The sequence below is a fragment of the Fluviicola chungangensis genome, assembly GCF_007558725.1.
GTDB classification, from domain to species: domain Bacteria; phylum Bacteroidota; class Bacteroidia; order Flavobacteriales_D; family Crocinitomicaceae; genus Fluviicola; species Fluviicola chungangensis.
In genome coordinates this window covers 414842-437828 of the sequence record NZ_VLPL01000002.1, presented here as the reverse complement: position 1 = coordinate 437828, position 22987 = coordinate 414842, and the positions used below count along the sequence as shown (strand labels likewise).

General features: G+C 43.9%; 20 protein-coding genes. 4 read left to right on the top strand and 16 right to left on the bottom strand.

The window, feature by feature from the left end:
- Positions 1 to 7: 7 nt before the first annotated feature.
- From FO442_RS05450 to FO442_RS05425, 6 genes are all read right to left on the bottom strand, one after another.
- Positions 8 to 1345 carry a saccharopine dehydrogenase family protein gene (locus FO442_RS05450; RefSeq protein WP_144332142.1) on the bottom strand — a complete coding sequence of 446 codons (1338 nt, stop codon included), beginning with the start codon at positions 1343 to 1345 and terminating at the stop codon, positions 8 to 10.
- A 149-nt stretch (positions 1346 to 1494) separates the two neighbouring features.
- Positions 1495 to 1824, bottom strand: a complete 330-nt coding sequence (locus FO442_RS05445) for a hypothetical protein (protein ID WP_144332141.1) — start codon at positions 1822 to 1824, stop codon at positions 1495 to 1497.
- Positions 1825 to 1882: 58 nt separating this feature from the next.
- Entirely contained in the window at positions 1883 to 2944 is a 1062-nt protein-coding gene (locus tag FO442_RS05440; protein WP_144332140.1) for an META domain-containing protein, read from the bottom strand.
- A 120-nt stretch (positions 2945 to 3064) separates the two neighbouring features.
- Positions 3065 to 4378: a T9SS type A sorting domain-containing protein gene (locus FO442_RS05435; RefSeq protein WP_144332139.1), complete on the bottom strand. Its 1314-nt coding sequence runs from the start codon at positions 4376 to 4378 to the stop codon at positions 3065 to 3067.
- 16 nt (positions 4379 to 4394) lie between these two features.
- Entirely contained in the window at positions 4395 to 5714 is a 1320-nt protein-coding gene (locus FO442_RS05430) for a hypothetical protein (protein WP_144332138.1), read from the bottom strand.
- Positions 5715 to 5718: 4 nt separating this feature from the next.
- On the bottom strand, positions 5719 to 6942 hold the full coding sequence (locus FO442_RS05425; protein WP_144332137.1) for an OmpP1/FadL family transporter: 1224 nt from the start codon (positions 6940 to 6942) through the stop codon (positions 5719 to 5721).
- A 159-nt stretch (positions 6943 to 7101) separates the two neighbouring features.
- Here FO442_RS05425 and FO442_RS05420 point away from each other — a divergent pair, with 159 nt between their 5' ends.
- Positions 7102 to 7437: a hypothetical protein gene (locus FO442_RS05420; protein WP_144332136.1), complete on the top strand. Its 336-nt coding sequence runs from the start codon at positions 7102 to 7104 to the stop codon at positions 7435 to 7437.
- A 2-nt stretch (positions 7438 to 7439) separates the two neighbouring features.
- On the opposite strand, the gene FO442_RS05415 is transcribed toward FO442_RS05420, so the two are convergent.
- From FO442_RS05415 to pheS, 9 genes are all read right to left on the bottom strand, one after another.
- The gene (locus FO442_RS05415) at positions 7440 to 10346 is read right to left on the bottom strand and encodes a PKD domain-containing protein (protein ID WP_144332135.1); all 2907 of its coding nucleotides are present in this window, start codon (positions 10344 to 10346) and stop codon (positions 7440 to 7442) included.
- A gap of 215 nt (positions 10347 to 10561) precedes the next feature.
- On the bottom strand, positions 10562 to 11968 hold the full coding sequence (gene mnmE / locus FO442_RS05410; protein WP_144332134.1) for a tRNA uridine-5-carboxymethylaminomethyl(34) synthesis GTPase MnmE: 1407 nt from the start codon (positions 11966 to 11968) through the stop codon (positions 10562 to 10564).
- Positions 11969 to 12295: 327 nt separating this feature from the next.
- Complete coding sequence (locus FO442_RS05405) at positions 12296 to 13789, bottom strand: T9SS type A sorting domain-containing protein (RefSeq protein ID WP_144332133.1); 1494 nt, start codon at positions 13787 to 13789, stop codon at positions 12296 to 12298.
- A gap of 76 nt (positions 13790 to 13865) precedes the next feature.
- Positions 13866 to 14663: an ABC transporter permease gene (locus FO442_RS05400; protein WP_144332132.1), complete on the bottom strand. Its 798-nt coding sequence runs from the start codon at positions 14661 to 14663 to the stop codon at positions 13866 to 13868.
- Positions 14660 to 15550 (bottom strand): ABC transporter ATP-binding protein, encoded by an 891-nt coding sequence (locus FO442_RS05395; RefSeq protein WP_144332131.1) that lies wholly within the window; start codon positions 15548 to 15550, stop codon positions 14660 to 14662. The genes FO442_RS05400 and FO442_RS05395 overlap by 4 nt, the downstream gene beginning before the upstream one ends.
- A 127-nt stretch (positions 15551 to 15677) precedes the next feature.
- Positions 15678 to 16124, bottom strand: coding sequence for a nucleoside deaminase (locus FO442_RS05390; RefSeq protein WP_144332130.1), 447 nt, complete (start codon positions 16122 to 16124; stop codon positions 15678 to 15680).
- Positions 16125 to 16127: 3 nt separating this feature from the next.
- Positions 16128 to 17204: a glutaminyl-peptide cyclotransferase gene (locus FO442_RS05385; protein ID WP_144332129.1), complete on the bottom strand. Its 1077-nt coding sequence runs from the start codon at positions 17202 to 17204 to the stop codon at positions 16128 to 16130.
- 2 nt (positions 17205 to 17206) lie between these two features.
- Positions 17207 to 17566, bottom strand: coding sequence for a bacillithiol system redox-active protein YtxJ (ytxJ, locus tag FO442_RS05380; protein WP_144332128.1), 360 nt, complete (start codon positions 17564 to 17566; stop codon positions 17207 to 17209).
- A 1-nt stretch (position 17567) separates the two neighbouring features.
- Positions 17568 to 18593, bottom strand: coding sequence for a phenylalanine--tRNA ligase subunit alpha (gene pheS, locus FO442_RS05375; protein ID WP_144332127.1), 1026 nt, complete (start codon positions 18591 to 18593; stop codon positions 17568 to 17570).
- A gap of 183 nt (positions 18594 to 18776) precedes the next feature.
- Here pheS and FO442_RS05370 point away from each other — a divergent pair, with 183 nt between their 5' ends.
- From FO442_RS05370 to FO442_RS05360, 3 genes are all read left to right on the top strand, one after another.
- Complete coding sequence (locus FO442_RS05370) at positions 18777 to 19154, top strand: hypothetical protein (RefSeq protein WP_144332126.1); 378 nt, start codon at positions 18777 to 18779, stop codon at positions 19152 to 19154.
- A 21-nt stretch (positions 19155 to 19175) separates the two neighbouring features.
- The gene (locus FO442_RS05365) at positions 19176 to 19559 is read left to right on the top strand and encodes a hypothetical protein (RefSeq protein WP_144332125.1); all 384 of its coding nucleotides are present in this window, start codon (positions 19176 to 19178) and stop codon (positions 19557 to 19559) included.
- 164 nt (positions 19560 to 19723) lie between these two features.
- Positions 19724 to 20080, top strand: coding sequence for an Ig-like domain-containing protein (locus FO442_RS05360; RefSeq protein ID WP_144332124.1), 357 nt, complete (start codon positions 19724 to 19726; stop codon positions 20078 to 20080).
- Positions 20081 to 20156: 76 nt separating this feature from the next.
- On the opposite strand, the gene FO442_RS05355 is transcribed toward FO442_RS05360, so the two are convergent.
- On the bottom strand, positions 20157 to 22964 hold the full coding sequence (locus FO442_RS05355) for an alpha/beta hydrolase family protein (RefSeq protein ID WP_144332123.1): 2808 nt from the start codon (positions 22962 to 22964) through the stop codon (positions 20157 to 20159).
- Positions 22965 to 22987 lie beyond the last annotated feature (23 nt).

Genomic DNA, 22987 nt, shown 5'->3' with positions numbered 1-22987 from the left:
GAATTCCTTACACCACTTTTTCCAATTCCTGGAAAACAATTCCCAAATCTTCCAACTCATCCAGGATCGGATTATAAATCTCCGGTTTTGTGGGCAATAAAACACCTCTTTCCGAAATCCGGTTATTCAGAATGAGTTTTGCGCAAATTCCAACGGGATATCCTACCGTTTTGGACATAGCCGTATGTTCCTGATCATCGCCCAGGTTCACCATCGAAGATTCAATGAAACGCTTCTCGCCGTTTAGCATATATGTAAATTGGTGGACCATCACCAGCATATCTTTGTCGTGCGGCTCCAGAATCCATTTATCCAGCAAAATTTTCTCCAAAATCTGTGCTGCAGTCGCATGCTTCAACCCCAGTTTTGCAGAGTTGTCAAACAATCCCAGCCATTCAAATTTAGAAATATCTGTAATCCCCAACGGTCTGCAGGCATTCATCCACTTCTCTTCTACCGGCATCGTTTCATCATAGGGAAGAAACGCATTGACAAACGTTCTTGGTGTTAGGTTCTCCGAATCCTGGAGTACCAAATGATCATCCGTCAATCCCAATTGAACGAAAATATTCCAGGATTTACAAAACCCGGGTTTGCGCAAGGTTCCCCGGTACATTGTCGGGATATCTTCCAAACCATAGATGTGACGATAAGACAAGGAATCGCGGTTTGCGTATCCTTCAAAATCACCGTATCCCTCTACCGAAATTTTATCCAATCGCGTAAAAACCTGCGTATACGGAATGTATTTATACTGATGTCTGTCTATGTAACCGGCCATTCCGCCTTGTGCAGCCAGCACAACGTTTCTTGGGTTCCAGGTAAATTTATAGTTCCACGGATTGGTATCACTTTCCGGTGCCACCAAGCCTCCGCAATAGGATTTGAAGCCACTGATTTCCCCTCCCTGGTTTTTAATTGAATCGATGATGCGCATGGCACTCATATGATCCAATCCCGGATCCACTCCTATTTCGTTCATAAAAATCAATCCCGCCTTGCGCGCATCTTCATGCAATGCATTCATTTCGGCAGAAACATAGGAAGGCGTAATCAGGTGTTTTTTTAATTCCAGGCAATCTTTTGCGATCTCGACATGAAAGCGTGCCGGAAGCATTGAAATAACCAAATCTGCCTGTTCCAGTTCCGACCAGCGCTCTTTTTGATCCAAGGCATTAAAGGAAAGAGCTACTCCTCGCGGATGACCGTCCAGTTTATGCTTTACCAGATCCAATGATTGGTCAACAACACGCAGCTGCCAATTCCCATAATCAGCGTGATCAAGTAAATATTTAATCAAAGTAGAAGCAGAGAGGCCGGCACCCAAAAGCAAAATTCGTTTCATATCAATTAACTCTGATACGAAATTAACGGAATTCAATGAATTCGAATAGAGATTTCACCTGAATTACATTGAAAAACTGCGGGAAAGAGTGAAAAACAAAAAAGCCCCTTAAAAAAAGAGGCTTCCTGTTCAATATTTCAAGAAATGATTTATTTCGGTAATTCAGAAATTTTGAATGATTTTCCATGCATGGAGCTCGTTACTTTAAACCAAACTCCTCCGCAGTTGCTTCCATCCAAATGCTTAATCTCTGTTCCTTCACTATAGCTGAATCCTTTGGATGCACCCGCACTAATGTAGTTGTGACCTCCATTCACACAATACTTGTATTCAGAAGAGGTGTCATTGATCACTTTAAATTCGATATTGCTTAATACCTTCTCTGAAGACACTGCCTTCGTAGAAGTAAACGACTGAATTCCTAATGCTCCAACAAATACTAATGTTGCAAACGCAGAAATTTTGATTAGTTTTTTCATAGTAAAAAAATTTTTGGTGTATAAATATATGAAAACTGAAATTAAAACTCGAATAAATTTATTTGGTTGCGTCAACCGCAAACATTAAGACCAATTTTCCCGAAACATCGTAAATGTTAAATACCTGTTCTGCAAAATCAACCGTTAACCCCTCGCTTCTCAAAATCTCCATGAAACGACGCTCGGTATTGGCAACCAATTCATCCGTACACATCATTTTCGTAGAAATGATATCAAAAAAAGACACTGTATTCCTGGTCGTTTTCATACTCCCCGAAATGCGGTTGCACCCATTGCTTCCGGTAAACGAATTAGTGGACATGTCCATTTTTAAGGCCGCATCCGATTTCTTTACTGAAACCCCATCCATTTGAATCAGTTTCAGATTTTGCTGATTAAAGTAATTCCAGGGTGTTCTTTCAGGCTTTCCTCCACTTGTCGCTGCCGGATCTTCCGGAAAAGGTTTGGGACTGGCTTCCAGGACAAATACTTCTTTTTTCTTTGCCTTCCAGATCATTAAATTCCCGCTGTGAGAGATCTTAAACGATTGATCGGAAATGGATTTCAAAAACTCATCCTCTACCGCGGTTTGCATATCCGGACAGGCCATTTTGGTAGAAACTCCCGTTTTTACGCAGATCTTTGATTGCTTCTTATTCATTTTGATTGGAGCACTGAATTGGTTGCACCCGCTTTTTCCGGAAATCCGGTGAAAGCTGCTGTCGAAACTAAACGCGACCTCTGCATTTGCCACCTCTTTTCCATTCATCCGGATGACTTTGTAAATCATTCCCTCACTTCCGCTAACCATTGGCGTAACGGAAATCACCTGATCCAATTTGTACAGGTATTTGGATAAATCTTGTGGTACAGGCTCCGGCCGTTCCGTTTCAATAACATCAATGACGTATCTGTTTCCGGGAACATATTCGAATCCTTTGATACGTTCATAAAACAATTCCCATGTTTTTGATCCTTCTTTTTTTACCAGGAAACAAGTTTGAGCCATCATTCTGCGGCACGGAACGCATTCTTCCTTGATGGTCATTCGAATGGTTTTTTGCCCCAGAAGCGCAGTTTGGGTAAGCAACACCATCATTAACAGTCCAATGCTTTTCATAGAATTTATTTTGATCTCAAGTTACAAATTTGTTGCCAAACTTTTCGGCATGCTTGCGAATATAAAAAAAGCTCCCCGAAGGAAGCCTTTTATTTATGGAAGTTTTATAATCACCTGTTCTTAATCAATGATCAACTGTTTCACCATTGATTTCTGAGTATCCTGATCAAGTACACGAACAAAATAAGTTCCTTTCTTTAAATCGCGAACGGACAATACATAAAGGTGCTCATTCATTTCCTGACTCATAACCGTTCTGCCCGAAACGTCGATTACAGAAATTATCTTGGATCCCTCGGAATCACAATTCACAGTTACCTGGCTCGAAGCAGGATTTGGGTATAAACTTAATTCGTTCTCCTTAGTGTTTTCAATCAAGCCTAATACACATGTTTCATTTACCGGATCTCCGTTACAGTAATTGATCGGGTAAAGATATGCCATTTCAGCAGGTGGATTTGCCGGCTGCAGGTCCATATCGGTACAACCCAATTGATGCACCAGGAAATCCCTTACGAAATTCACCGTGGTATCCATATAAGCAGCCGCTCCTGTTCCTGTTGCGTATGGAACGTGGTCTGCACCCGGAAAAGTATATAATTTATGCGGATGGTTCAATGCACAGCTGCGTTCCAGCAACATCCGGCTTCCATCCAGGTACATGATCGGAACTCCCGGATTTACAACCCCACGGTTATATTTTACTGTTCCGTCGGCAGTTCCGTGAACCGATACCAATGGAATATCTCCGGCTTCGAGCCAGCTGTAACGGCCCAGTGCACCACATAAATTGATCACACCGGCCACTTTTGTCGAATAGCCCGGATTGCCGCTCGTTCCTTCCATTCCGCCAAGTGCGGCCAGGTTTGCTGCGTTGATGTAATCGGCAATTTCACAATCTTTATCCAGATATCCTACGTGCAATGCCGCAATGGCCCCTGCAGAACTCCCTCCGATAAAAATGCGCGTGGTATCGATCTTATACATATTGGTGGTTGCCCGGTCCTGATAGAAGTAACGAATAGAAGCCTTCAAATCCTGGGTTGCACGCAACACCGCTTTAATGGCATTCACAGAATCGACCGGGAAGAAGCCTAAACGGTAGTTAATCGATGCACAGGCGTATCCTTTTTTGGCAAACCGATTGGACAGTTCCTGTACGTCTACATCTGTTTTTGAGCCGAACTGGAAACTTCCGCCATGCACCCAGATGATTAAAGGCCGCGCTGTTGCCGTATCAGCTGCCGGTTCATAAAAATCCAACGTTAAGGAAGTCGTTGCTCCCGAAAAAGAAAGATTTGATCCGTAAACGATATCGCTTGTAACGTTTACGTTGGAATACACATCGCTGGCATATCTTCCGCTCTGACAAGGTGTTTGCGCAAAGGCAGCAGCAGATAAAACAGCTGATACTAGTAAAGTAGGAATTTTCATGTGTTATTTTTTTAGATTATGGAAATGTAATTGATGGATAATTTATGGCATTAACAGCCGGTATTTTGGCGTTGTATTTGGTATTTAAAGCCCGGATAAATTCATTGGCAATAATGGCATTTCCCCTCGGATTAAAATGGATCCCATCCAGGGAGAATGCTCCTCCGGAAACAAATTTAGCACTTAGTGTTACTCCGTTATAAACGATCCCGGTTTGCAGTTTATCAACCAATTCGTTCGGTTTCGCAAGGGCCAGGTTATAATTCTGAGCAATTGTTGTAATCACCGCATTGTATTCCGCAATCTGGTTTCTGATCACCGTTAATTCATCCAATGTCAAAACAAACTCATTTCGAAAAGGAAAAACGGAACCCATGGAATTGCATTTTACAGAATCCAGGGGTGTACTCAACAATACCAATTCTCCGGCTACCATATGCCTCACATTGAATGCACCCGCTCCCGGATCCTCGATCATAAATCCATTCGGTCCTTCCTGGAAAGAAATCCCGATCGGGTTGTAAATGTTATTCAATGCCGTAACCTTGTCAGGAGTTAAATTCAATCCGTTGTATGGAATAGTCGTAAAATAAGGCATTTCGGTAATATCCGGAATTAAGGATACAACTCCTTTCGCCCCGTTTGAAGTCAGGGAAAGAACAATTTGTTCGTAAGCCGCACTGAAAGTTGCCGTACTGGTCATCGAACCGTTCTTTGCACCACTTTGCACGTATGGAAGCATATCCTCGATTCCCAAAAACAGGGCGAAGCAGGTCGGATCGGAAGCGGTAGCATCCGCCAAAACACTTGTGCCCGAAGATGAACTCATACGACCGAAAAAGGGATTCGCCGATCCATAGGAAGCAACATTGACAGCTGTTACGGTCATTCCCGGAATTCCAAAGTTCCCGAAAGGCTGACCGGAAGCATAGACATTCGTCCCCAAAGCGGATACGTCACCACTTGGTGCCAAACGGACCGGAGACAGGGAAGTAACTCCCAGGCAATCTGTTTTGTAACCCAGTTTAAACCGGGACATTCCCGAAGCACTTACACCAACAGAGTTTACCGGCATATAGGGCTGATAAAATGCTCCCGCACCTACTTTTTGCAATTGCATGCTGAGCATGTTCGCAATCGAATACTGCTGACCGTCGTAATACAGTGCGTCGTCCATATAACCGGCAGTGTGTGAACCTCCGATCATGACAAAACGAGAGGTATTCATTTCACCTGCCGAAGTTTCCGGGGTTTTGTATTTCGGTTTGCAGGAACTCAGGGCAAGTGTCCCGATTCCAACAACGAAAGGAATGAATATGTGTAAAATTTGTTTCATTTTCTTACCATTTATAACTTAAGCCTATTCCCGGAGAAATAGCGATTGTAGTGAATGTTCCGCTTAGGTTTGATTCCAGATTGCGGTCCGTTCGGTTGATGTAGGTGTAATAAAAAGACAGATCTACATTGAAATGCTCATTGAACTTGAAGCCCAGGCCTGCTGTTCCGTAAATCCGGTTCCCGTCGGGAGATTCCGGAGTCACGTACCCGGATTGAACCGGAGTAAATCCGTATCCTGCACCCAACCGAACAGCGATCATTTCAGTGGCTTTGAAATTGGCTCCGCCCCGGAAAGCAATAATGCTTTTGTACTTTCGCGCGGATTTGGTATCTACCAGGCTTGCGGTATTGGATTCATAATCAAATGCCAGGGTATCGTAAGCTTTCCAACCCACATAATTGATGTCCAAAACGAATTGCCACTTCTTCCCCGTATCGTAGGAAGCTCCAAGTGTCAACACACTCGGTAAAGGAAGAGAAGAAGTAAATCGTCCGCTGGGAAAATTCGCACTTAAGGATTCCGGAACCGTGAATTTGGCATCTCCTTCTTTCACTTTCATGGCAACCTGTGAGCGATAAGTCAACCCCAATGAAAAATGCTCGTTTACCTTCGCGTTTAAACCCAGATTATATCCAAAACCCAGTGCTTTTCCAGTCAATTCAGCATGTCCGTAAGTTCCGTCAGCAAATTGGACCGGAATATCTTTCTGCAGATCAACTGTTCCGGCAGAAACAATGAAACCTGCTCCGAATCCGAAATGCTCGTTGATCTTATAAGAAACTGTCGGCTGGAAATAAATAGCTTTTAAGGATAATTTGGTCAGGGCAAACCTTCCGATCCAGGCATCTTCGTATTGGATAGTGCTACCGAAAGGAGTATATACTGCCAATCCTACTTTTAAAGATTCCAGTTTTTTAAAGCTGGCAAGGGCATAAGCGGAAAAGGGTGTTCCCATCGGGGATTTGGTACGGTATCCTTCGCCTGACGCAGAATCTACAAACAAGGTATTGGCGAAAATGGGAGAAAACCCGACATTGATCTCACTCTTCTTGACAAATGCCACTCCGCCGGGATTGTAAAATAACGCGGAGGCATCTTCGGAAAGCGCGGTTCCTGCGAGCCCCATCCCCTGTTGCTTTTGACCCTGGAAATTCACCTGAAACCCTTGTGAATGAATGGATAACACAGCCAAAAAGCTGGAAAAAAGTAGTATTAATTTATGCATAGTTGATAGAACGAAAAATGCGTTTACGGGCATTAAGATATAAAAAATCTATGAGCGCACAATAAATTTAACAATCGGTTCATTTTTGTAAAGCGATTCTTTAAAACAAAGTTCATATCCGAAATGAATTCCCTATATTGCATTATCAATGAAATACTTATGAAAGCAACTTATCTCTTTTTTGCCGGAAGCCTGTTGAGCTTTGTCTCCCAAGCACAAAATCTCGTCAGCGAACCAACAGGAAGTTTTGGAGGCGACGGGAAGGATGCCCCCCATTTGCAATTGAACGACAATCACACGTTTGTGTATACGGATTTAACCAAGCCTTCCAAACCGGTTGTCGGTGAAGGCACCTGGTCATTAAAAAACGATGAGGTGATTTTGGAGCCAACTTCCAAAACGCGGTTAAACAGACGCTATACGGTAATCCGGGAAGGTATGTGTATCAAAACCCGGAAGAGCTTCGCTTTTTACACCTTATGTAATTGCAAGTGATCTTATCGGATCATATTCAAATGACCCGTGAAAACCTCGTATCGGTCGTCATCCAGGCTTTTGATGCGGATGGTCCAGGTATATATTCCCGCGGGCACTAATTTTCCCATGTAGGTCCCGTCCCAGCCTCTGTTCACATCGTGTGATTCAAATACCGTTTCGCCCCACCGGTCAAAGATGGTAAATGAATAGTTTTGGGTATCGTAACCTGCAGTAATTACGGGTGCAAACACATTGTTAAACTCATCACCATCCGGGGTAAAAGTATTCGGAACATAAATAATCTTATTGTCCTTCACCGTAATAATCAAACTGGTAGCATCCGTACAACCGTTCAAACTGGTAACGGTAAGTGTCACCGTGTAATTCCCCGGAACTTGCGGGAAAGAATGGCTCGGATTTTCCAGACTGCTATTCTCTCCGTCCCCGAATGTCCAAAAATAACTGTCTCCATTCACCGAATGATTGTTGAAATGTGCAGTGGTTTCCGTTTGCGGAAGCACCTGCGGACTGGCATTGAAACTAGCATCCGGAATCGGGAAAACCGCAATATAACCGATTTTCACAGTACTTGAAGAACAACCGTTCAGGGTATTGGTTAAAGTAATGGTATAGGTCCCGGCGCTCAGAAACGTATGATCTGCATTTCCAATCGTATTTGCAGTGGTGTTGTCTCCAAAATCCCAGGAAGAGGCATCAACGGAAGCATCGGAAGTGAAATGAACCGTAACCGGGTTACATCCGCTCAGCACATCTGCCGAAAAATCAGAATCCGGTAATGTATTGACCGTGATGGTCATGGAGTTTGTTCCACCGCAGCCTTGTGTGTGGACATAAGTTACTGTATGCGTTCCCGCACCGGCAATTACCGGATCAAAAAGTCCTGTCGGATCCGTAATCCCCGTTCCGGACCAGGTTCCTCCCGGAATATCTGCCGTTAAACTGACTGGCGCCGCAGTATTTTCACAGAAGGGTCCTGCAGGTGTCAGATTGGGTGCAACCGGGTTATTTACAGTTATGGACATAGTAGTTGTCGTAGCACATTGTCCGGCATCCGGTGTAAATGTATACGTTCCGGAAGAGGTATTGCTTACAGTTGCAGGAGACCATGTTCCGCTGATTGAATTCGTTGAATTGGCAGGTAAAACAGGCGCCGGATCACCGGAACAAAGTGCCGGAATTTGATTAAACGCAGGGGTTGGGGGTGCACCTACCACAATAGCCACTGTAACCGGAGCTGCACATGGATTTCCTGTCGGAGTAAAGGTATAATTCGTTGTTCCGGCTGTCGCCGTAGATACTGTTGCCGGTGACCATGTCCCTACAACACCGTTATCCGAAGTGGTCGGCAGAGCTTGAGGGATGGCATTCAGGCAATATTGCGGATGTGCCGGAAAAGTCGGGGTAATGGAATTATTAACAGTAACAGTTATATCGACAGGTGTTGAAGTACATTGTCCTGCATTCGGGGTAAAGGTATATGTTCCGGAAACAGTATTGCTGATCACATTGGGAGACCACGTTCCTGCAACAAGCGGCGCATTGGTTTGAACCGGAAATGCAGGAGCCGGCTGGCCCGAACAAAAAGCAGGAACAGCTGCAAAAGTGGGTGTTACTCCTGAACTGACTGTAACTGTTGCCGTTTCTACCGAAGTACATCCTGTTGCAGAAGTTGCATTCAAGATCGCAACATACGTTCCGGGAGTGGTGTATGTAATCGAATGAGGGCCCGGTCCTGCCGGGTTGGTCGGCGTTCCGCCGCCATTTAAAAAGTTCCAGTTCAGTGTACTGTAATTTGTTGATGTGTTTCCATCGAATGAGATGGAATTTCCGGCACACACAGTAAAAGGACCTCCGGTAATGTTCGCATCGGGACCAACAAATGTTCCCGTTCCTCCCCAATTCAAGGAAAATCCATTCGTGGCGTTGGTATTGTTAATTAGGATTGCATAACTGGTTCCGGCAGTCATGGTAAGCTGCTGCACGTATGCATCTTCAATCCCGGACCACCCGACCGCTTCATTTTGATCGGTAGAAGTGGCATTCATTCCTGTACTCGCATTCGGTTGAAGGAAGGAAGTAGCTGAACAACGGATTGGCGTTCTGGGCCCACACGGATCGGAGGTGCTTAACTGGAACACAATAAAATCGATGTCATCCATCTGGTTAGCAGGAATAATGTCCATAGTCAGTGTTCCCGCAGTCTGGCAAGTCCAGGTATACCATACCGAATTGGTTTCAAAAATTCCGAAACCGGACAAACAGGTACCGGCATTCTCGTTGTTATTCACTCCACCACTTGTCAGATTGGTGACGCTGATCGAATTTTTATTACACAATCTTCCGGCACCGTTGCAATCAGCTGATGCACTTGGAGGTGGAGTGTAATTATTAATACATAACTGGAAAGTTCCTCGTTGAGCCGACGTAGTACTGATACGGATAAAATAGGTTGTCCCCTGTACTAATCCCGAGTTAAACAACTGCGAATCGGGAGATCCGCCCGTTCCGTTTGTACACCCTCCCGGAGGTTGTGTGAGTCCTCCTGCACAAGTCCCTGAGTAAATGGCAATTCGTGGTTGCTGCATCGTTGCCCCGTTAATGGAGATCAGCACATTTGTTCCGATAGCTACAAAAGAAAACCACACATCCGAAGTGGCGGAGGCTGTCCAGCAGCTTGCCGCTGTGAATGCACTTGCAGTAGCTCCTGTACTGGTATATTGCGTTGCAGATGAACAATAATTGGTGACGTTTGTCAATGGCAATGCTGTTGCACAATCATCTCCCTGGGCCATTGTGCCCAATGAAAAAAACAGCAGCGAAACGAATAACAGACCTCGTGAAAGAATCAGTAAACGGGTTCTTTTGTAACAGGTCTCATTCGACAAAAATGGGGGTGTATTTTTCATCGACCTTAGTAATAATCCAGAAGATTAGCTTCTTCTGTTGTATTAACGTAAAGACAATGAATAAGTTGCTTTTATGAGTTAGCTATCAGCAGGTAAGAACGAATAATTAGTTTGGCTTCTGATGAAAAATTGGTTTCGCTTAGCACAAGGCTTTGAATGAAGCCAAATGCGTTTTTTTGTCCTTTTTGAGGCTATGGTCAAAAAGGACAACAAGATTACTTCCCAATACAAAACTTGCTGAAGATATTCGCCAGTAAATCATCTTCTGAGATCTGGCCCGTGATACTTCCCAACCAGAACATGGCCTGGCGGATATCCATGGCTACAAAATCTCCGGTGACGTTGGTTTCCAGTCCCCATTTTGCTTTTTCCAGCGAATCCTGTGTTTTTTCCAATGCGTCCAGGTGGCGGGCATTGGTCACAATCGTATCGGATTGGGTATTGAACGAACCCAGGATCTGCTGAGACAACCACGATTTCAGCTCATCCATTCCACTTCCGTTTTTCGCACTGACCGGCAGGAAAGGTGTTTCAAATTTCCAAGGCGGATTTACTTGATCCGAACGTAGATCGTATTTGTTTCCGATTACCAAAAAATGTGCTCCCGGATGTTTCTTCGCCTGTTCATCTGCCCACTGTCCGGTTTCTTCAGGACTCATGGATAAATGTCCTTCCTCAGAAGCATTGTTCCCACTGAAGTCACTCAGCATCAATACGATTTTGGCCTGTTTGATCTTATCCAGCGAACGTTGAATTCCCAGGGCTTCTATTTCTTCGGCAGCTTCTTCCCGGATTCCGGCAGTGTCGATCAAACGGAACAGGATTCCGTCAATATTCAATGTTTCTTCGATCACATCCCGTGTGGTACCGGCAATGTTGCTCACGATCGCTCGGTCTTCGCCCAACAATTGGTTCAGCAAGGTACTTTTTCCTGTATTCGGCGCCCCGACAATGGCAACCGGAACGCCGTTCTTCAGCACATTACCCAGTTCAAATGATCGGATCAATCTTTGAACATAAGCCAAAACTTCCGTTACCAGAGCCAGTAATTCAGTTCGATCCGCAAATTCCACGTCTTCTTCCGCAAAATCCAGTTCCAGCTCCACCAAAGAAGCAAAATGGATTAGTTTTTCACGTAAATCGCGCAATTCATTAGAAAACGAACCCCGCATCTGGTTCATGGCCACTTCATGTGAACGCGCCGACTCAGATGCGATGAGGTCGGAAACTGCCTCTGCCTGACTCAAATCCATTCTCCCGTTCAGGAATGCTCGCATGGTAAATTCTCCCGGTTTTGCCAGTTCGCACCCATTCGCCAATAACAGACGAATGATTTCCTGCTGGATAAATACCGAACCATGACATGCGATTTCAACCGTGTTTTCTCCCGTAAAACTGTGCCCTTCGTGAAAAATAGTGACCACTACCTCATCCAGTACCGAGCCATCATCGTTCTTTAAACGAACAAAATGCGCACTGTGAGAAGTGGCCTGATCAAACGACCTCCCTGCAACTTGCGACAAAATTGAAATGGCGTCCGGACCAGATAAACGAATCAATGCAATAGCACCCATTCCCGGTGCTGTTGATAACGCACAAATGGTTTTTGGAGAAATACTCATACTGCAAAATTACAAATAAAAACTCCGAACGAATTTCGGGTACTTTACTTCCCGAATGGGATGATCGCGTGAAACGAGGTACAGAGATGGTTTAAAATCGAAGCGTGATGTAAGCATGTTAGTAAACTTACTTACACCAAAAAGTCGGATAGATTCCCTCTACGAGTAAGGCCAATGATCAATCTAACATAAAATAAGAGCTGATACGAGGGGAATTTAGTACTCGCAATGACACTCCGTGATTTTTATTAGCATGTTAGTAAACTTGCTAACAACAGAAAAACCGGATAGAAATACTACCCGGTTTAACATTCTTCATATCTTTCCTTATTCCTTCACAAATGCTTTGGCAGAAGCTCCAGACTCATGCATAATTACCAGGAAATATTTCCCGCTTTCCAAAGAACTTATGTCAATGGCATTCAAAACTGATTGGAATGAGAGCACTGTTCTTCCTGAAAGATCCAAAACAGATACGGACTGAAGCCCCTTCAATTCACCAACATGCACGTTTAAGCTTTGAGTTGCAGGATTTGGATAGATTTCAAACTCTCCGGATGTTGCTTCCTCCAATCCCGCACAACTTTGAACAGTAACCGTGAATGTGGCACTATTCGAACATCCGTTTGCATTTGTCCCGATAACAGTGTAAACCTGGGTTGCAGTTGGAGTTGCCGTTACATTCGGACCGGTTGCACTGCTCAGTGACCCTGCAGGGCTCCACCCGAATACCGTAGCACCCGAAGCGGTTAATGATGCTGAACTCCCGCTGCAAATAGTTCCGTTTGCAGGAACTGAGCCGATGGTAACGGTTGGCGGTGCCGCAATGGTGAGGTCGGTTCCATTATCCGTTCCTACAGTTGCAGGGTCAGATGCATCCACACGAATGCGGTATCCCGTTCCAACCGGCAATCCACTTGGTATTGTCGCCGGAATACTCAGTGTACCTGTAGCACTTGAAGTCAGGGTCCCAATTGCAGTTGGTGCAGCGAAGGAACCGGTACTGCTGGACAATTGAGCTGTATAGACATTCCCGGCATTCACTGTTCCGGTAGCCGTAAACGGAACCGAAATATTCGCACTGGTATTGGAGCAATAGTTTGTTGAAGTAATTGCACCCGTTGCAACTGCAGCACTCGCCGCAGCAGTACCGGTAATTTTCAGTTCATCAATTGCGAATGCAGGATCGACTGGTGAACTTCCCGCTGTATTCAAAAAACGGAATGCGATTTTCAATGACGAAACATTGTCCCAAGCAGCATCTGCCAGAGAAGTGCTCGTCCAGGTAGTCACGTTATTGATGCCTCCGGTTTTTAGAATCCAGGAAGAACCGTTGTCAAGGGAATAATAAATTTCACCCGTAACAGATCCTGATTCACCTCCGATTAATTCCCAAAAAGACAAGGTCACATTCGAATATCCGATCGTGGAAAGTGCATTCGTCATTTTTACAAAATTACTTTCATCAAAGTTGCAGAAGCCATCTGATGCGATGAAGTTGGCATTGGTTACACCACTCCCTTCTCCTGCCAAACTGGAAATGTGCATGTATTTACCATTTGCATTGGAAATTCCACCAGGTTGTGCAGGTGTTGTAACGATTGTGAAGTTAATCGGAACCCCGAAACACACCATGGATCCCGATCCTCCTGTATAGGAATTATTGACCACCCAATGATTGGAGGTTGATGCTCCGCTCATATCATTGGAATTTAAAGTCCAGTTTCCTGATCCGGATTCAAAATCGTCCTGGAAAAGAGTCGTTTGGGAATGAACGGATAAACCCGTAAGAAGGGCTCCGCATAGTAATAGTTTATTCATAGTAGAAGTTTAATGCACCGCAATTTAAGATACAGACTTCTAAAATCCAAACTTGTTAGTTTGTTAACACATTCAACTACAAATCTTTACGATTCAAACGAAACAAGGCAATGGCATAAAACACACCCATGTATAGCAGAGACAATACAGCAACCTGCCACATATCAAGAATGTAAAACTTATGCGGGTCCTTCGGACCGGGATTACTCATCAAAATCTCCCTGAAAAACGGTAGTGGGGTCAGTTTTGAAATGTTGTTCATCGGCATAAATGCATAAACTGATTCCGGAAGGAAAATTCCAACCACTGCTTCTACAAACAACACCCCATAAAATAATACAATGGTTACTGCGGGCCTGGTCAAAAGTACTGACAGTAAAAAGGCCAATCCGAAATAACAAAGTGTTTGAACAAAGAACAAGCCGATATAATGGACATTGGTGTACCAATCAAGTCCTTTGCCTTGTGACAGTCCGAAAATTGTTCCTATGATAAAGACGTAAGCGGTTGCAACCATAGAGAAAAAAAGGATGACGATGAACTTGGATGCAATGACCTGTCTTTTGGTTAAGCCGTCAATGACATGCTGACGTAACGTTCGATTCGAAAACTCGTTAGTAGCTAATATTATAACAACTACTGCTAGCAGCAAATTAAAGAAGCTGGCCGAATATGTAACCAAATTCCAAATATTCGGAAAAGAGAACATGGTTTCTGAAGTAGGAAATAGCTTCAGCTTGGTATTTAGACGCTCAAAAAACGCATTCATGCCTAGCATTGCAAGCGGTATCAATGCCATGTAAATAGCCAGAATGATTTTAACGGAGTTGAGCTTCTTGATTTTGATCCACTCGATCTGAATTAACTTTTTCATGCTTCAATATGACTTAAGAATGATTGTTCCAATGATTGTTTCTTGACAAAGATTTCTTCACAGTAAATATGTGCGGAAGCAAGTTTTTTGTTAATCTCATGGCTGCTCAGGTTACTGGTGAATTCCATGAGTGAATCCTGCTCATTTACCACGCGCAAAAGATCTGTTCCCAATAGTTCCCTGATCTTTGCAAGCTCCGAGCTTCTGATAAAAACATGCTCCTTATCCTGAATGATATCCTTCAATTTTCCTTCACGAATCACTTTCCCTTTGCGCATAATAATCACATCGGTACAAATCTTCTCCATTTCATCCAAAATGTGCGATGCTATCACGATCGTTTTTCCTTCCTCTTTCAGTCCAAGAATGATGCGGCGTACATCTACAATACCCATCGGATCAAGACCATTTGTGGGTTCATCCAAAACCAATACTTCAGGATCAGAAAGCAAAGCAGCACCAATAGCTAGTCGTTGCTTCATTCCAAGGGAATAAGTCCTAAACTTCGATTTTGCCCGGTCAGACAGCCCTACTTTTGCTAAAGCACTTTCAATAGCAGGCATCGGATCGGAAATTTCCTTGATCTTAGCAACGATTTTGAGGTTGTCAATGGCGTTCAGATAAGGATAGAAATTCGGTGTCTCCAATAATGCCCCAATCCGTTTGCGGTTGACAGATTCCGTTCCGTTCCTGAACCAGGAAAAAGCTCCCTTGTTCGCCTTCAGGATTCCCAGTAAGATGGCAAGCGTGGTTGTTTTCCCACTCCCGTTCGGTCCAAGGATTCCGAAGATCTGGCCACGCTCAACCTGGAATGAAATTCCTCCCAGGGCATGGACTTTTTTGTATTTCTTGTCGAGATCTGTTACTTCCAGAATGATTTCAGACATAGCGATTGTTTTTTGTAAAGCTAATTGAAAAGTCGGTTCGGCAAAATCCGGTTTGGTACGGGAGGTTCATTTGAGGGTAGAAACGGATAAGATACGGGAAGAAATTAATTAGTCAAAGTCATTTTTATCAAGATCGTTTGTTTTTGAAGAAGTCAACCATCAACTGCGAACATTCGTTTTCCAAAGGTCCTTTGCTGACAACTGTTTTCGGGTGGTACAATTCATTCTGGAAACGTCCTGCCCCGCGTTTTTCATCACGAGCCGCAAAGATGATCTTATCCAGCTGTGACCAGTAAAGTGCTCCTGCACACATCACGCAGGGTTCCAGCGTCACATAAAGCGTACAGTCTTTCAGGTATTTTGCTCCCAGGTATTCCGAAGCAGCTGTGATTGCCTGCATTTCCGCATGGGCAGTAACATCATGCAGGCGTTCCGTAAGATTGTGCGCGCGTGCGATGATCTGGTTATTTACAACGACAACTGCTCCAACGGGAATTTCTCCCAGTTCGAAAGCTTTTTGAGCTTCCAGGTATGCCTGGCGCATGAAATATTCGTCGTTGTAAGGGGAGATCATGGGTTATTTATGGAATTGAACTTCAAATGTTTTCGTCCAGTATTTCCCGGTCATAAAGATCTTGTTTGACAGCTTGTTATAGGCAATTCCATTCAAAACATCTCCGGAACCTTTTCCGCGGATCACCAGCTCATTCGCATCGATTTCCTGCAAAACCCTTCCGGTTGCAGGCTCAATCACCAGCACGGTTCCGGTTTGATAAACATTTGCATAGATTTTCCCGTCAATGTATTCCAATTCGTTCAGGTACGTTCTCGGCCCCACATTGTCATACACTTCGATTACTTTCGTAGCCTGGAAGGATTCTGGATCACGGAAAGTAATGCGTTCGGAACCATCCGACATGATTATGGATTTTCCATCGTTACACAATCCCCAACCGTCACCGACATAAGTGAATTCATTTTTCAGCATCATGGTCTTCTTGTCGTAAACAAAACACTTGCTGTTCTGCCAGGTAATCTGGTACAGCAGATCTCCTAAAATGGTGATCCCTTCACCGAAATAGGTCGCATCCAACCCGTTCTTCGGTTCAATGTAGGCACCTGTTTCCAGAGAAACCGGTCCAACTACCGTTTTACCTTGCTGACCCGGATCACCTGTTCCTTCATACAGCTGGTTTCCATCAAATTCATAACCCTGCGTATAGTTTTCAGGGTTGTGCGGATATTCTTTCACAATTTTAACGAACAGCAATTCCGGGGCAATATCCGAAGTAATGCGCACGATTGCTGAGTTTTCCAAAACCGTCCCGTCCTTGAAAGTGGAACGCAGGACCAGTGAACGGGAACCTACACCGTAATAATTGGTTTGCAGGGCCACGGTTCTGGTTTGAGCTTTCGGATGGTTCCAGGTTTGGAAGACCGAATCGTTGTAAAGCAACTCAACTTTAGTCAACCCTTCGGGAATAACAAACTTAATCGGAATGTCATCACCGTACTTTGCCTGGGGGTCTCCAGGAAGGTCAAATTTGGCCATTTCAAGTTCTTCCATCCCACCTCCGGATTTCATCAGGGGAACAAGGATAAAGGCAGCCAATACCAAAATGAGCAGAACAATGATTCCGTATCTTCTTTTCATGATTAAATGAGTTTCAAAATGTCTGATGCACTTATTCCGTTGTGTGTTTCGGTATAAATGACTTTGTGATTACTGATTAAGATCGCCTGGGGAGATTGATGCTGCACACCGGTCAATGCTTCTATCTCATTGGAAAGGGAACGGTATACCAGCAGATCCAGGTAAACACAAGTTGCCTTCTCCGGGTCCATCTGATTCTCAAAACGATTCAATGCCATGGAAGAGATACTGCAGCGGGTGCTGTGTTTAAATAACAATACCGGTTTCGTTTCTGAAGATTGCAGCAATTCCTGTAATTGTTCGGAGCTGGTCAATTTCACCCAGGGAAATGCAGTTTTTTGCTTGTTTGAAAAGAGTCCCATATCAGAAATTTGCGCCTTTAAATTGTTTCAAAAAGCGCACGTCATTTTCCGAGTATAATCTCAGGTCGTTCACCCTGAATTTCAACTGGGCAATGCGTTCAATTCCCATTCCGAAAGCAAACCCGGTATAGGTTTCCGAATCAATTCCGGAAGCTTCCAATACGTGCGGGTCTACCATTCCGCATCCCAAAATCTCAAGCCAGCCGGTGTATTTACACACGTTGCATCCTTTCGAATTACAGATCGTACAGGAAACGTCTACTTCAGCACTGGGTTCTGTAAACGGGAAATAGGAAGGACGAAGACGGATCTTGGCTTTATCCCCGAATAAGGATTTCGCGAAATAATCCAGCGTTTGTTTCAAATCTGCGAAAGAAACGTTTTTATCAATATACAAGCCTTCAACCTGGTGAAAAAAACAGTGTGCACGGGCAGAAATGGCTTCATTGCGGTACACTCTTCCCGGAGAAATGGTCCTGATCGGAGGTGTGGAAGATTCCATTACACGTACCTGTACGGAGGAAGTATGTGTTCTCAACGCCATTTCGCGTTCACCTTTTTCAATGAAAAACGTATCCTGCATATCTCTTGCCGGATGTTCAGGCGGGAAATTCAAGGCAGAGAAATTGTGCCAATCGTCTTCAATTTCCGGTCCTTCTGAAACGGAATAACCAATACGCTCAAAAATGGCAATGATTTCACTGCGTACAATTGAAAGCGGATGCCTTGCACCCAGCGGAACAGGTTCTGCAGGACGGGTGACATCAATATCCGAATCAGCACCCTGCACATTTTCCAGGCTTTCTTTTGAAAGCAGCCATTTTTCTTCAGCCAGGATCCTCAAACCGTTTAAAAGCTGTCCCACCTCTTTCTTCTCTTCGTTCGGAACGTTTTTCAATTCCCCGAAAAGATTTTTCAACTCTCCTTTGGAACCCAAAAAGTGAATCCGAAATGCTTCCACAGAATTCAGGTCTGTCACGGCATAATTTTCAATAGCTTCCTTAGCTGCAGCGATTTGCTCTTTCATTCTTTTAATCCAACCTTTTTACTTTCTAAACGTCTATAAAAAAAAATAATCTCGGAAATGTAACTTTTTCTTTTAATTTGATGTTTAAAAACATACTTTTTCAAACAACGAAGTTACGAAATTGTAGAGAATCAGATTATAATCGCAAAAAGATTATATTTACAACGAAATAAAAACAACACTATGAACAAAATGGTACGTAACATGGGGTATTTCTCCTTGATTTCAATACTTCTTGTATTGTCTTCCTGTAAGAAAGATCCTTCTATATTAAAGGTTTTTGTACGTTCAACAAATAACGAATTGGTTAGTAATGCGAAAGTTGTGATTATCGGGGATGTAAATTCTGATCCTGCAACTCCTGAATACGTAGATACCGTTCAAACGAATACATCCGGTTTTGCCTATTTCGATATGGAAGAATTCTTCAGCAAGCTTGGAAAAAAAGAAACTACGGGATACTTCGATGTATTGGCTAAGAAAGATACGGATCAAGGAAGCGGGTATATTCGCTGCCGTGCACATATCACGAATGTATTGACCGTCTATTTTGAACCTTAATCAGAATAATATTACAATAACATGAATACACTTATTAAAACGGCATTTTTCGGAGCACTTATCATCGGTATGGGGGTGATTTTTTCGTCTACGGGTTGTAGAAAGAAAAAAGACACAACGGCTTTAATTTATGTTTTGGATGCCAACAATCAGCGCGTAGCGGGTGCACAAGTTGTACTGAAAGGCGAATCAACAGTTCCGAATTCCCCACCGGTTGTCCTTTTCGACACCACTTTGAGCGATGGTTCAGGTGTTGCTTCTTTCAACTTCAACGATGTTTATCAGCTAGGCCAGGCCGGTGTAGCGGTTTTGAACATCGAAGCAAGAAAAGATGCGCTTTCCGGTGAAGCAATTATCAAAATCGAACAAGAAGAAGAAAACGAAGAGACTGTATTTATCCAGTAACTACTGAATCTCAGATATTCAAACCCCGGCTTCCAATGAATGCCGGGGTTTTTTATTCATACAAACTTCAAAAAGGAACATCCGCAACGCGCTTTTATTCATTTGAAAAGAAGGAATCTCTTTTAATGTCCGAAATTACAGGCAATAAAGTAAACTAGTGCGTTATGATTTCACGTTCAATGTTGGTTTTGGCTATCGGAGCAGTAATGATCGGTATCGGTTCTTGCAGAAAGAAAGAGGATACGATTGCGAAGATTTATGTCCTGGACCAAAACAACAACCGTGTAGCAGGTGCAACGGTGGAACTAATCGGTGAAGGAACCAACGGAACGGTCCGTGATCCGAAAACAGCAACGACTAATGAGCAAGGTGAGGCCACATTCAATTACAACGATATCTATCAGTTGGGGCAATGTGGTGTTGCCATATTTAAAATAAAAGCAAGCTTGGGTGGTGCCGTTGCAAACGGCATCATCAAAGTTGAACAGGAAGAGACAACAGAAGAAACGGTGTTTATTTAATTCATCCGTTAAAATATATTGGTGGGGGCGCAATTAATTGCGCCCCTCCGTTTTTTATAGCAAGCTGTGCTTGTTCTTACTCAGTCAATTCGTATTTGTAATTCTTCCCTTTCTGAATTGCAGGAATTCCTTCCTTTAACCACAAAGGCTCCGGTTTATTCAACAGGTAATAATCAAAGAACTGGCGCATCCGGATACTCAAATCCATCCGGTTTGCAGGTTTCATCAGGTTGTGATCATCCCCGTTGTAATTCAGCAACCAAACCGGTTTTTGCAAACGACGCAAACCGGTATACAATTCAATTCCCTGGTACCACGGAACTGCACCGTCCTCATCGTTGTGCATGATCAGTAAAGGAGTCTTCACCTTAGGTAAACCAAAGATCGGGCTGTTTTCCACATACAATTCCGGTGAATCCCAAATGGTTTTTCCAATCCGGCTTTGGGAATGTTCGTACTGGAATTGCCTGCTGTATCCGGATCCCCAACGGATCCCGCCATAAGCAGAGAACATATTTCCCACCGGAGCTCCGGCCATTGCAGCCGCAAAGCGGTCGGTCATAGTAATCAACTGCGCCGTTTGGTATCCTCCCCAGCTTTGGCCCTGCAATCCCATTCGCTTGGGATCGATGTTGGAATACTTTTTCAAAACCGCATCCGTACCGCTCAGGATACAATCGTAGGCACTGTTTGCCGGATGCCCGGCCGTATAACGGATATTCGGAATAAAAACCACATAACCGGCTGAAGCATATTCTGTCGGATAAATAATGGACGCCGTTGGTTTCGGTGCATAGTGATTGTGGATTTCATCCGAATACATTTCGTAGTAATAAACCAATAAAGGGTATTCCTGGTTCGCATCAAAATTCTCAGGCTTATAGATCAGTCCTTCCAAAGGAATCCCGGAATAACTATTCCATTTGATGAGCTCCACTGTCGACCAGTTGTATTGACATTGTTGAGGATTGGCAAATGAAATACGGGAAATTTCCGCTCCCGGTTGGGTTGTTGCGAACAAATCCGGGAAATCGCTGTTGGAGGAACGATTGAAAATAATCCGCTCCGCTTTCTTTGCTTTCACGAAATTAAAGTACTCATGCCCCGATCCGGATATAAGTTCGAAAGACCCGTTCCCGAAAGGTCCCTTGATGCGGTACACCTCCATCATTTTACTTGTTTTATTAAAACGTGTCAGTATCGTATTTTCCGGATAAAACCGCAGGGAATCCGAGTTCAGGTTGAAAAGGGTATACTGGTAATTCGTGTCCTGGTCCGAAATCCGCAGGGGATCGGTGAGCGAATGCAAGCGTTTTGATGCGGTTTCATAGGATAGAATGTCTTTTTCTGCCTGGACAAACAGGTTGCTGTCATCGGGTCCCCAGCCAATAATTCCGCGGGGCTCATCCTCTTCGATCATTCCGTTCTTATCCTCGAAGAAATTTCCTTTCCAGCCGCAGGTGATGCACTCCTCTACTTGTGAGTCTGTATCCATTAGGTAGTATTGCTTTGTCAGATGATTCCAGAAGACAAATTGTTTTCCGCCCGGCGACAAGTATCCCCTCGTATAGACTTTTTCTCTCAGGGTGGAAATTTTCCCGTCCGAAACCCGGACCAAATAATAATTGGTGGGATTCATCGTATTCCAGGTTTCATAACGGTATAATTCGTCGCAACTCGCTAGCATGACCTGTTGAGCGTGACGTTCTGATGAATGGAGATGTAAACTGTCGTTTCCAAGCACAGCCATTTCACCTGAATTCAGATGATATACTGCCAGGTTGGTTCGCGTCTGGTCTCTTTTCAGTTCCACCAATTGCTGTGGCTGCAAACGCTTATCTTTCCAATGCCATATGTCCACCTTGGATTTTTCTGTTTCCAATAAGGTATCCTTAAAAGGCTTTTCAGGCCGGTCGGCCACTCCGAAAAACACATCCGTATCGTTGTTATTCAGGTATGGTTTGAAATTCGATGACAAAACTTCCTCATTCACGAATTCGGCTGAGGTATCGATCAATGGCCTAAACACCTTTGTTTCCGGGTGGATCATAAATAAAGACCAGCGTTTATCGGAAGCAGTATCTATGGTTGCCATTCCAAGCAGCATCGGGTCCTTCCCCGAGAAATTAATCCCTGCATACTCGTTTACTCTTTTGTGATCGTTCCAAACCTCTTTCTTGGTAAAGTCGTAAATCCCCAAACGAACGGAGTCTTTTTTGAATTTTTCCTGTTGAATAAAAACGGCATACTTTCCGTCCTTACTCATTTCAAATTGGGTGACATTTTTAAAGCATTTCTTTTCTTTGGAAACCGGGTCGATCAAGGTCAGCAATTTTCCATCGGTTTTGATCTTTCCCTTTTTCTTTTCGTGTTTCGCTTCTTTTTTTGCTTCGCTTTTGCTCAGATATCCTTTTGGCCATTCATTCTTAGGAGCCAAAAAACCCAGTGCGTCGCCCTTTTCGGCAAGTTTGAACTCTTTCACCTGACCATACTTCCGTACAGATGCATCCGCAGTGAACCAGATCGCCAGAGAATCTTTCGGCCATTTTTCCTTGTTTACTTTTGCAAGCTCCACCTTCCGTAAGGTGTCAAAACCCGGATGGATCTTAAAAACAACAAAACTTCCGTTTTCATCGAATTTCGGTTCATAGCCGCGTGCAACGGAATCTTTCTTTCCTGTTTCCAGGTTCACGAGATACAAGAAGCCATCTCCGCGATACGGTTTCACCGAATACACACTAAACTTTCCATCCTGTGAAAGTTGTACATCGCCCACTCTATTCCAGGAATCGTAGACTTCCGGTCCCAAAATTTTCTTTTGACCAAAAGCGTGCAACCCTAAAAATACCGAGGCTAAAACACTAAACCCAACCGCTGCTTTCATGAAATCTAACTTATTTTAAACGA

What these genes read in the sequence shown, in the direction of transcription:
- FO442_RS05450 (WP_144332142.1), bottom strand. Translation starts at nt 1,345, where the DNA reads ATGAAACGAATTTTGCTTTTGGGTGCCGGCCTCTCTGCTTCTACTTTG.
- FO442_RS05445 (WP_144332141.1), bottom strand. Translation starts at nt 1,824, where the DNA reads ATGAAAAAACTAATCAAAATTTCTGCGTTTGCAACATTAGTATTTGTT.
- FO442_RS05440 (WP_144332140.1), bottom strand. Translation starts at nt 2,944, where the DNA reads ATGAAAAGCATTGGACTGTTAATGATGGTGTTGCTTACCCAAACTGCG.
- FO442_RS05435 (WP_144332139.1), bottom strand. Translation starts at nt 4,378, where the DNA reads ATGAAAATTCCTACTTTACTAGTATCAGCTGTTTTATCTGCTGCTGCC.
- FO442_RS05430 (WP_144332138.1), bottom strand. Translation starts at nt 5,714, where the DNA reads ATGAAACAAATTTTACACATATTCATTCCTTTCGTTGTTGGAATCGGG.
- FO442_RS05425 (WP_144332137.1), bottom strand. Translation starts at nt 6,942, where the DNA reads ATGCATAAATTAATACTACTTTTTTCCAGCTTTTTGGCTGTGTTATCC.
- FO442_RS05420 (WP_144332136.1), top strand. Translation starts at nt 7,102, where the DNA reads ATGAAAGCAACTTATCTCTTTTTTGCCGGAAGCCTGTTGAGCTTTGTC.
- FO442_RS05415 (WP_144332135.1), bottom strand. Translation starts at nt 10,346, where the DNA reads ATGAAAAATACACCCCCATTTTTGTCGAATGAGACCTGTTACAAAAGA.
- mnmE (WP_144332134.1), bottom strand. Translation starts at nt 11,968, where the DNA reads ATGAGTATTTCTCCAAAAACCATTTGTGCGTTATCAACAGCACCGGGA.
- FO442_RS05405 (WP_144332133.1), bottom strand. Translation starts at nt 13,789, where the DNA reads ATGAATAAACTATTACTATGCGGAGCCCTTCTTACGGGTTTATCCGTT.
- FO442_RS05400 (WP_144332132.1), bottom strand. Translation starts at nt 14,663, where the DNA reads ATGAAAAAGTTAATTCAGATCGAGTGGATCAAAATCAAGAAGCTCAAC.
- FO442_RS05395 (WP_144332131.1), bottom strand. Translation starts at nt 15,550, where the DNA reads ATGTCTGAAATCATTCTGGAAGTAACAGATCTCGACAAGAAATACAAA.
- FO442_RS05390 (WP_144332130.1), bottom strand. Translation starts at nt 16,124, where the DNA reads ATGATCTCCCCTTACAACGACGAATATTTCATGCGCCAGGCATACCTG.
- FO442_RS05385 (WP_144332129.1), bottom strand. Translation starts at nt 17,204, where the DNA reads ATGAAAAGAAGATACGGAATCATTGTTCTGCTCATTTTGGTATTGGCT.
- ytxJ (WP_144332128.1), bottom strand. Translation starts at nt 17,566, where the DNA reads ATGGGACTCTTTTCAAACAAGCAAAAAACTGCATTTCCCTGGGTGAAA.
- pheS (WP_144332127.1), bottom strand. Translation starts at nt 18,593, where the DNA reads ATGAAAGAGCAAATCGCTGCAGCTAAGGAAGCTATTGAAAATTATGCC.
- FO442_RS05370 (WP_144332126.1), top strand. Translation starts at nt 18,777, where the DNA reads ATGAACAAAATGGTACGTAACATGGGGTATTTCTCCTTGATTTCAATA.
- FO442_RS05365 (WP_144332125.1), top strand. Translation starts at nt 19,176, where the DNA reads ATGAATACACTTATTAAAACGGCATTTTTCGGAGCACTTATCATCGGT.
- FO442_RS05360 (WP_144332124.1), top strand. Translation starts at nt 19,724, where the DNA reads ATGATTTCACGTTCAATGTTGGTTTTGGCTATCGGAGCAGTAATGATC.
- FO442_RS05355 (WP_144332123.1), bottom strand. Translation starts at nt 22,964, where the DNA reads ATGAAAGCAGCGGTTGGGTTTAGTGTTTTAGCCTCGGTATTTTTAGGG.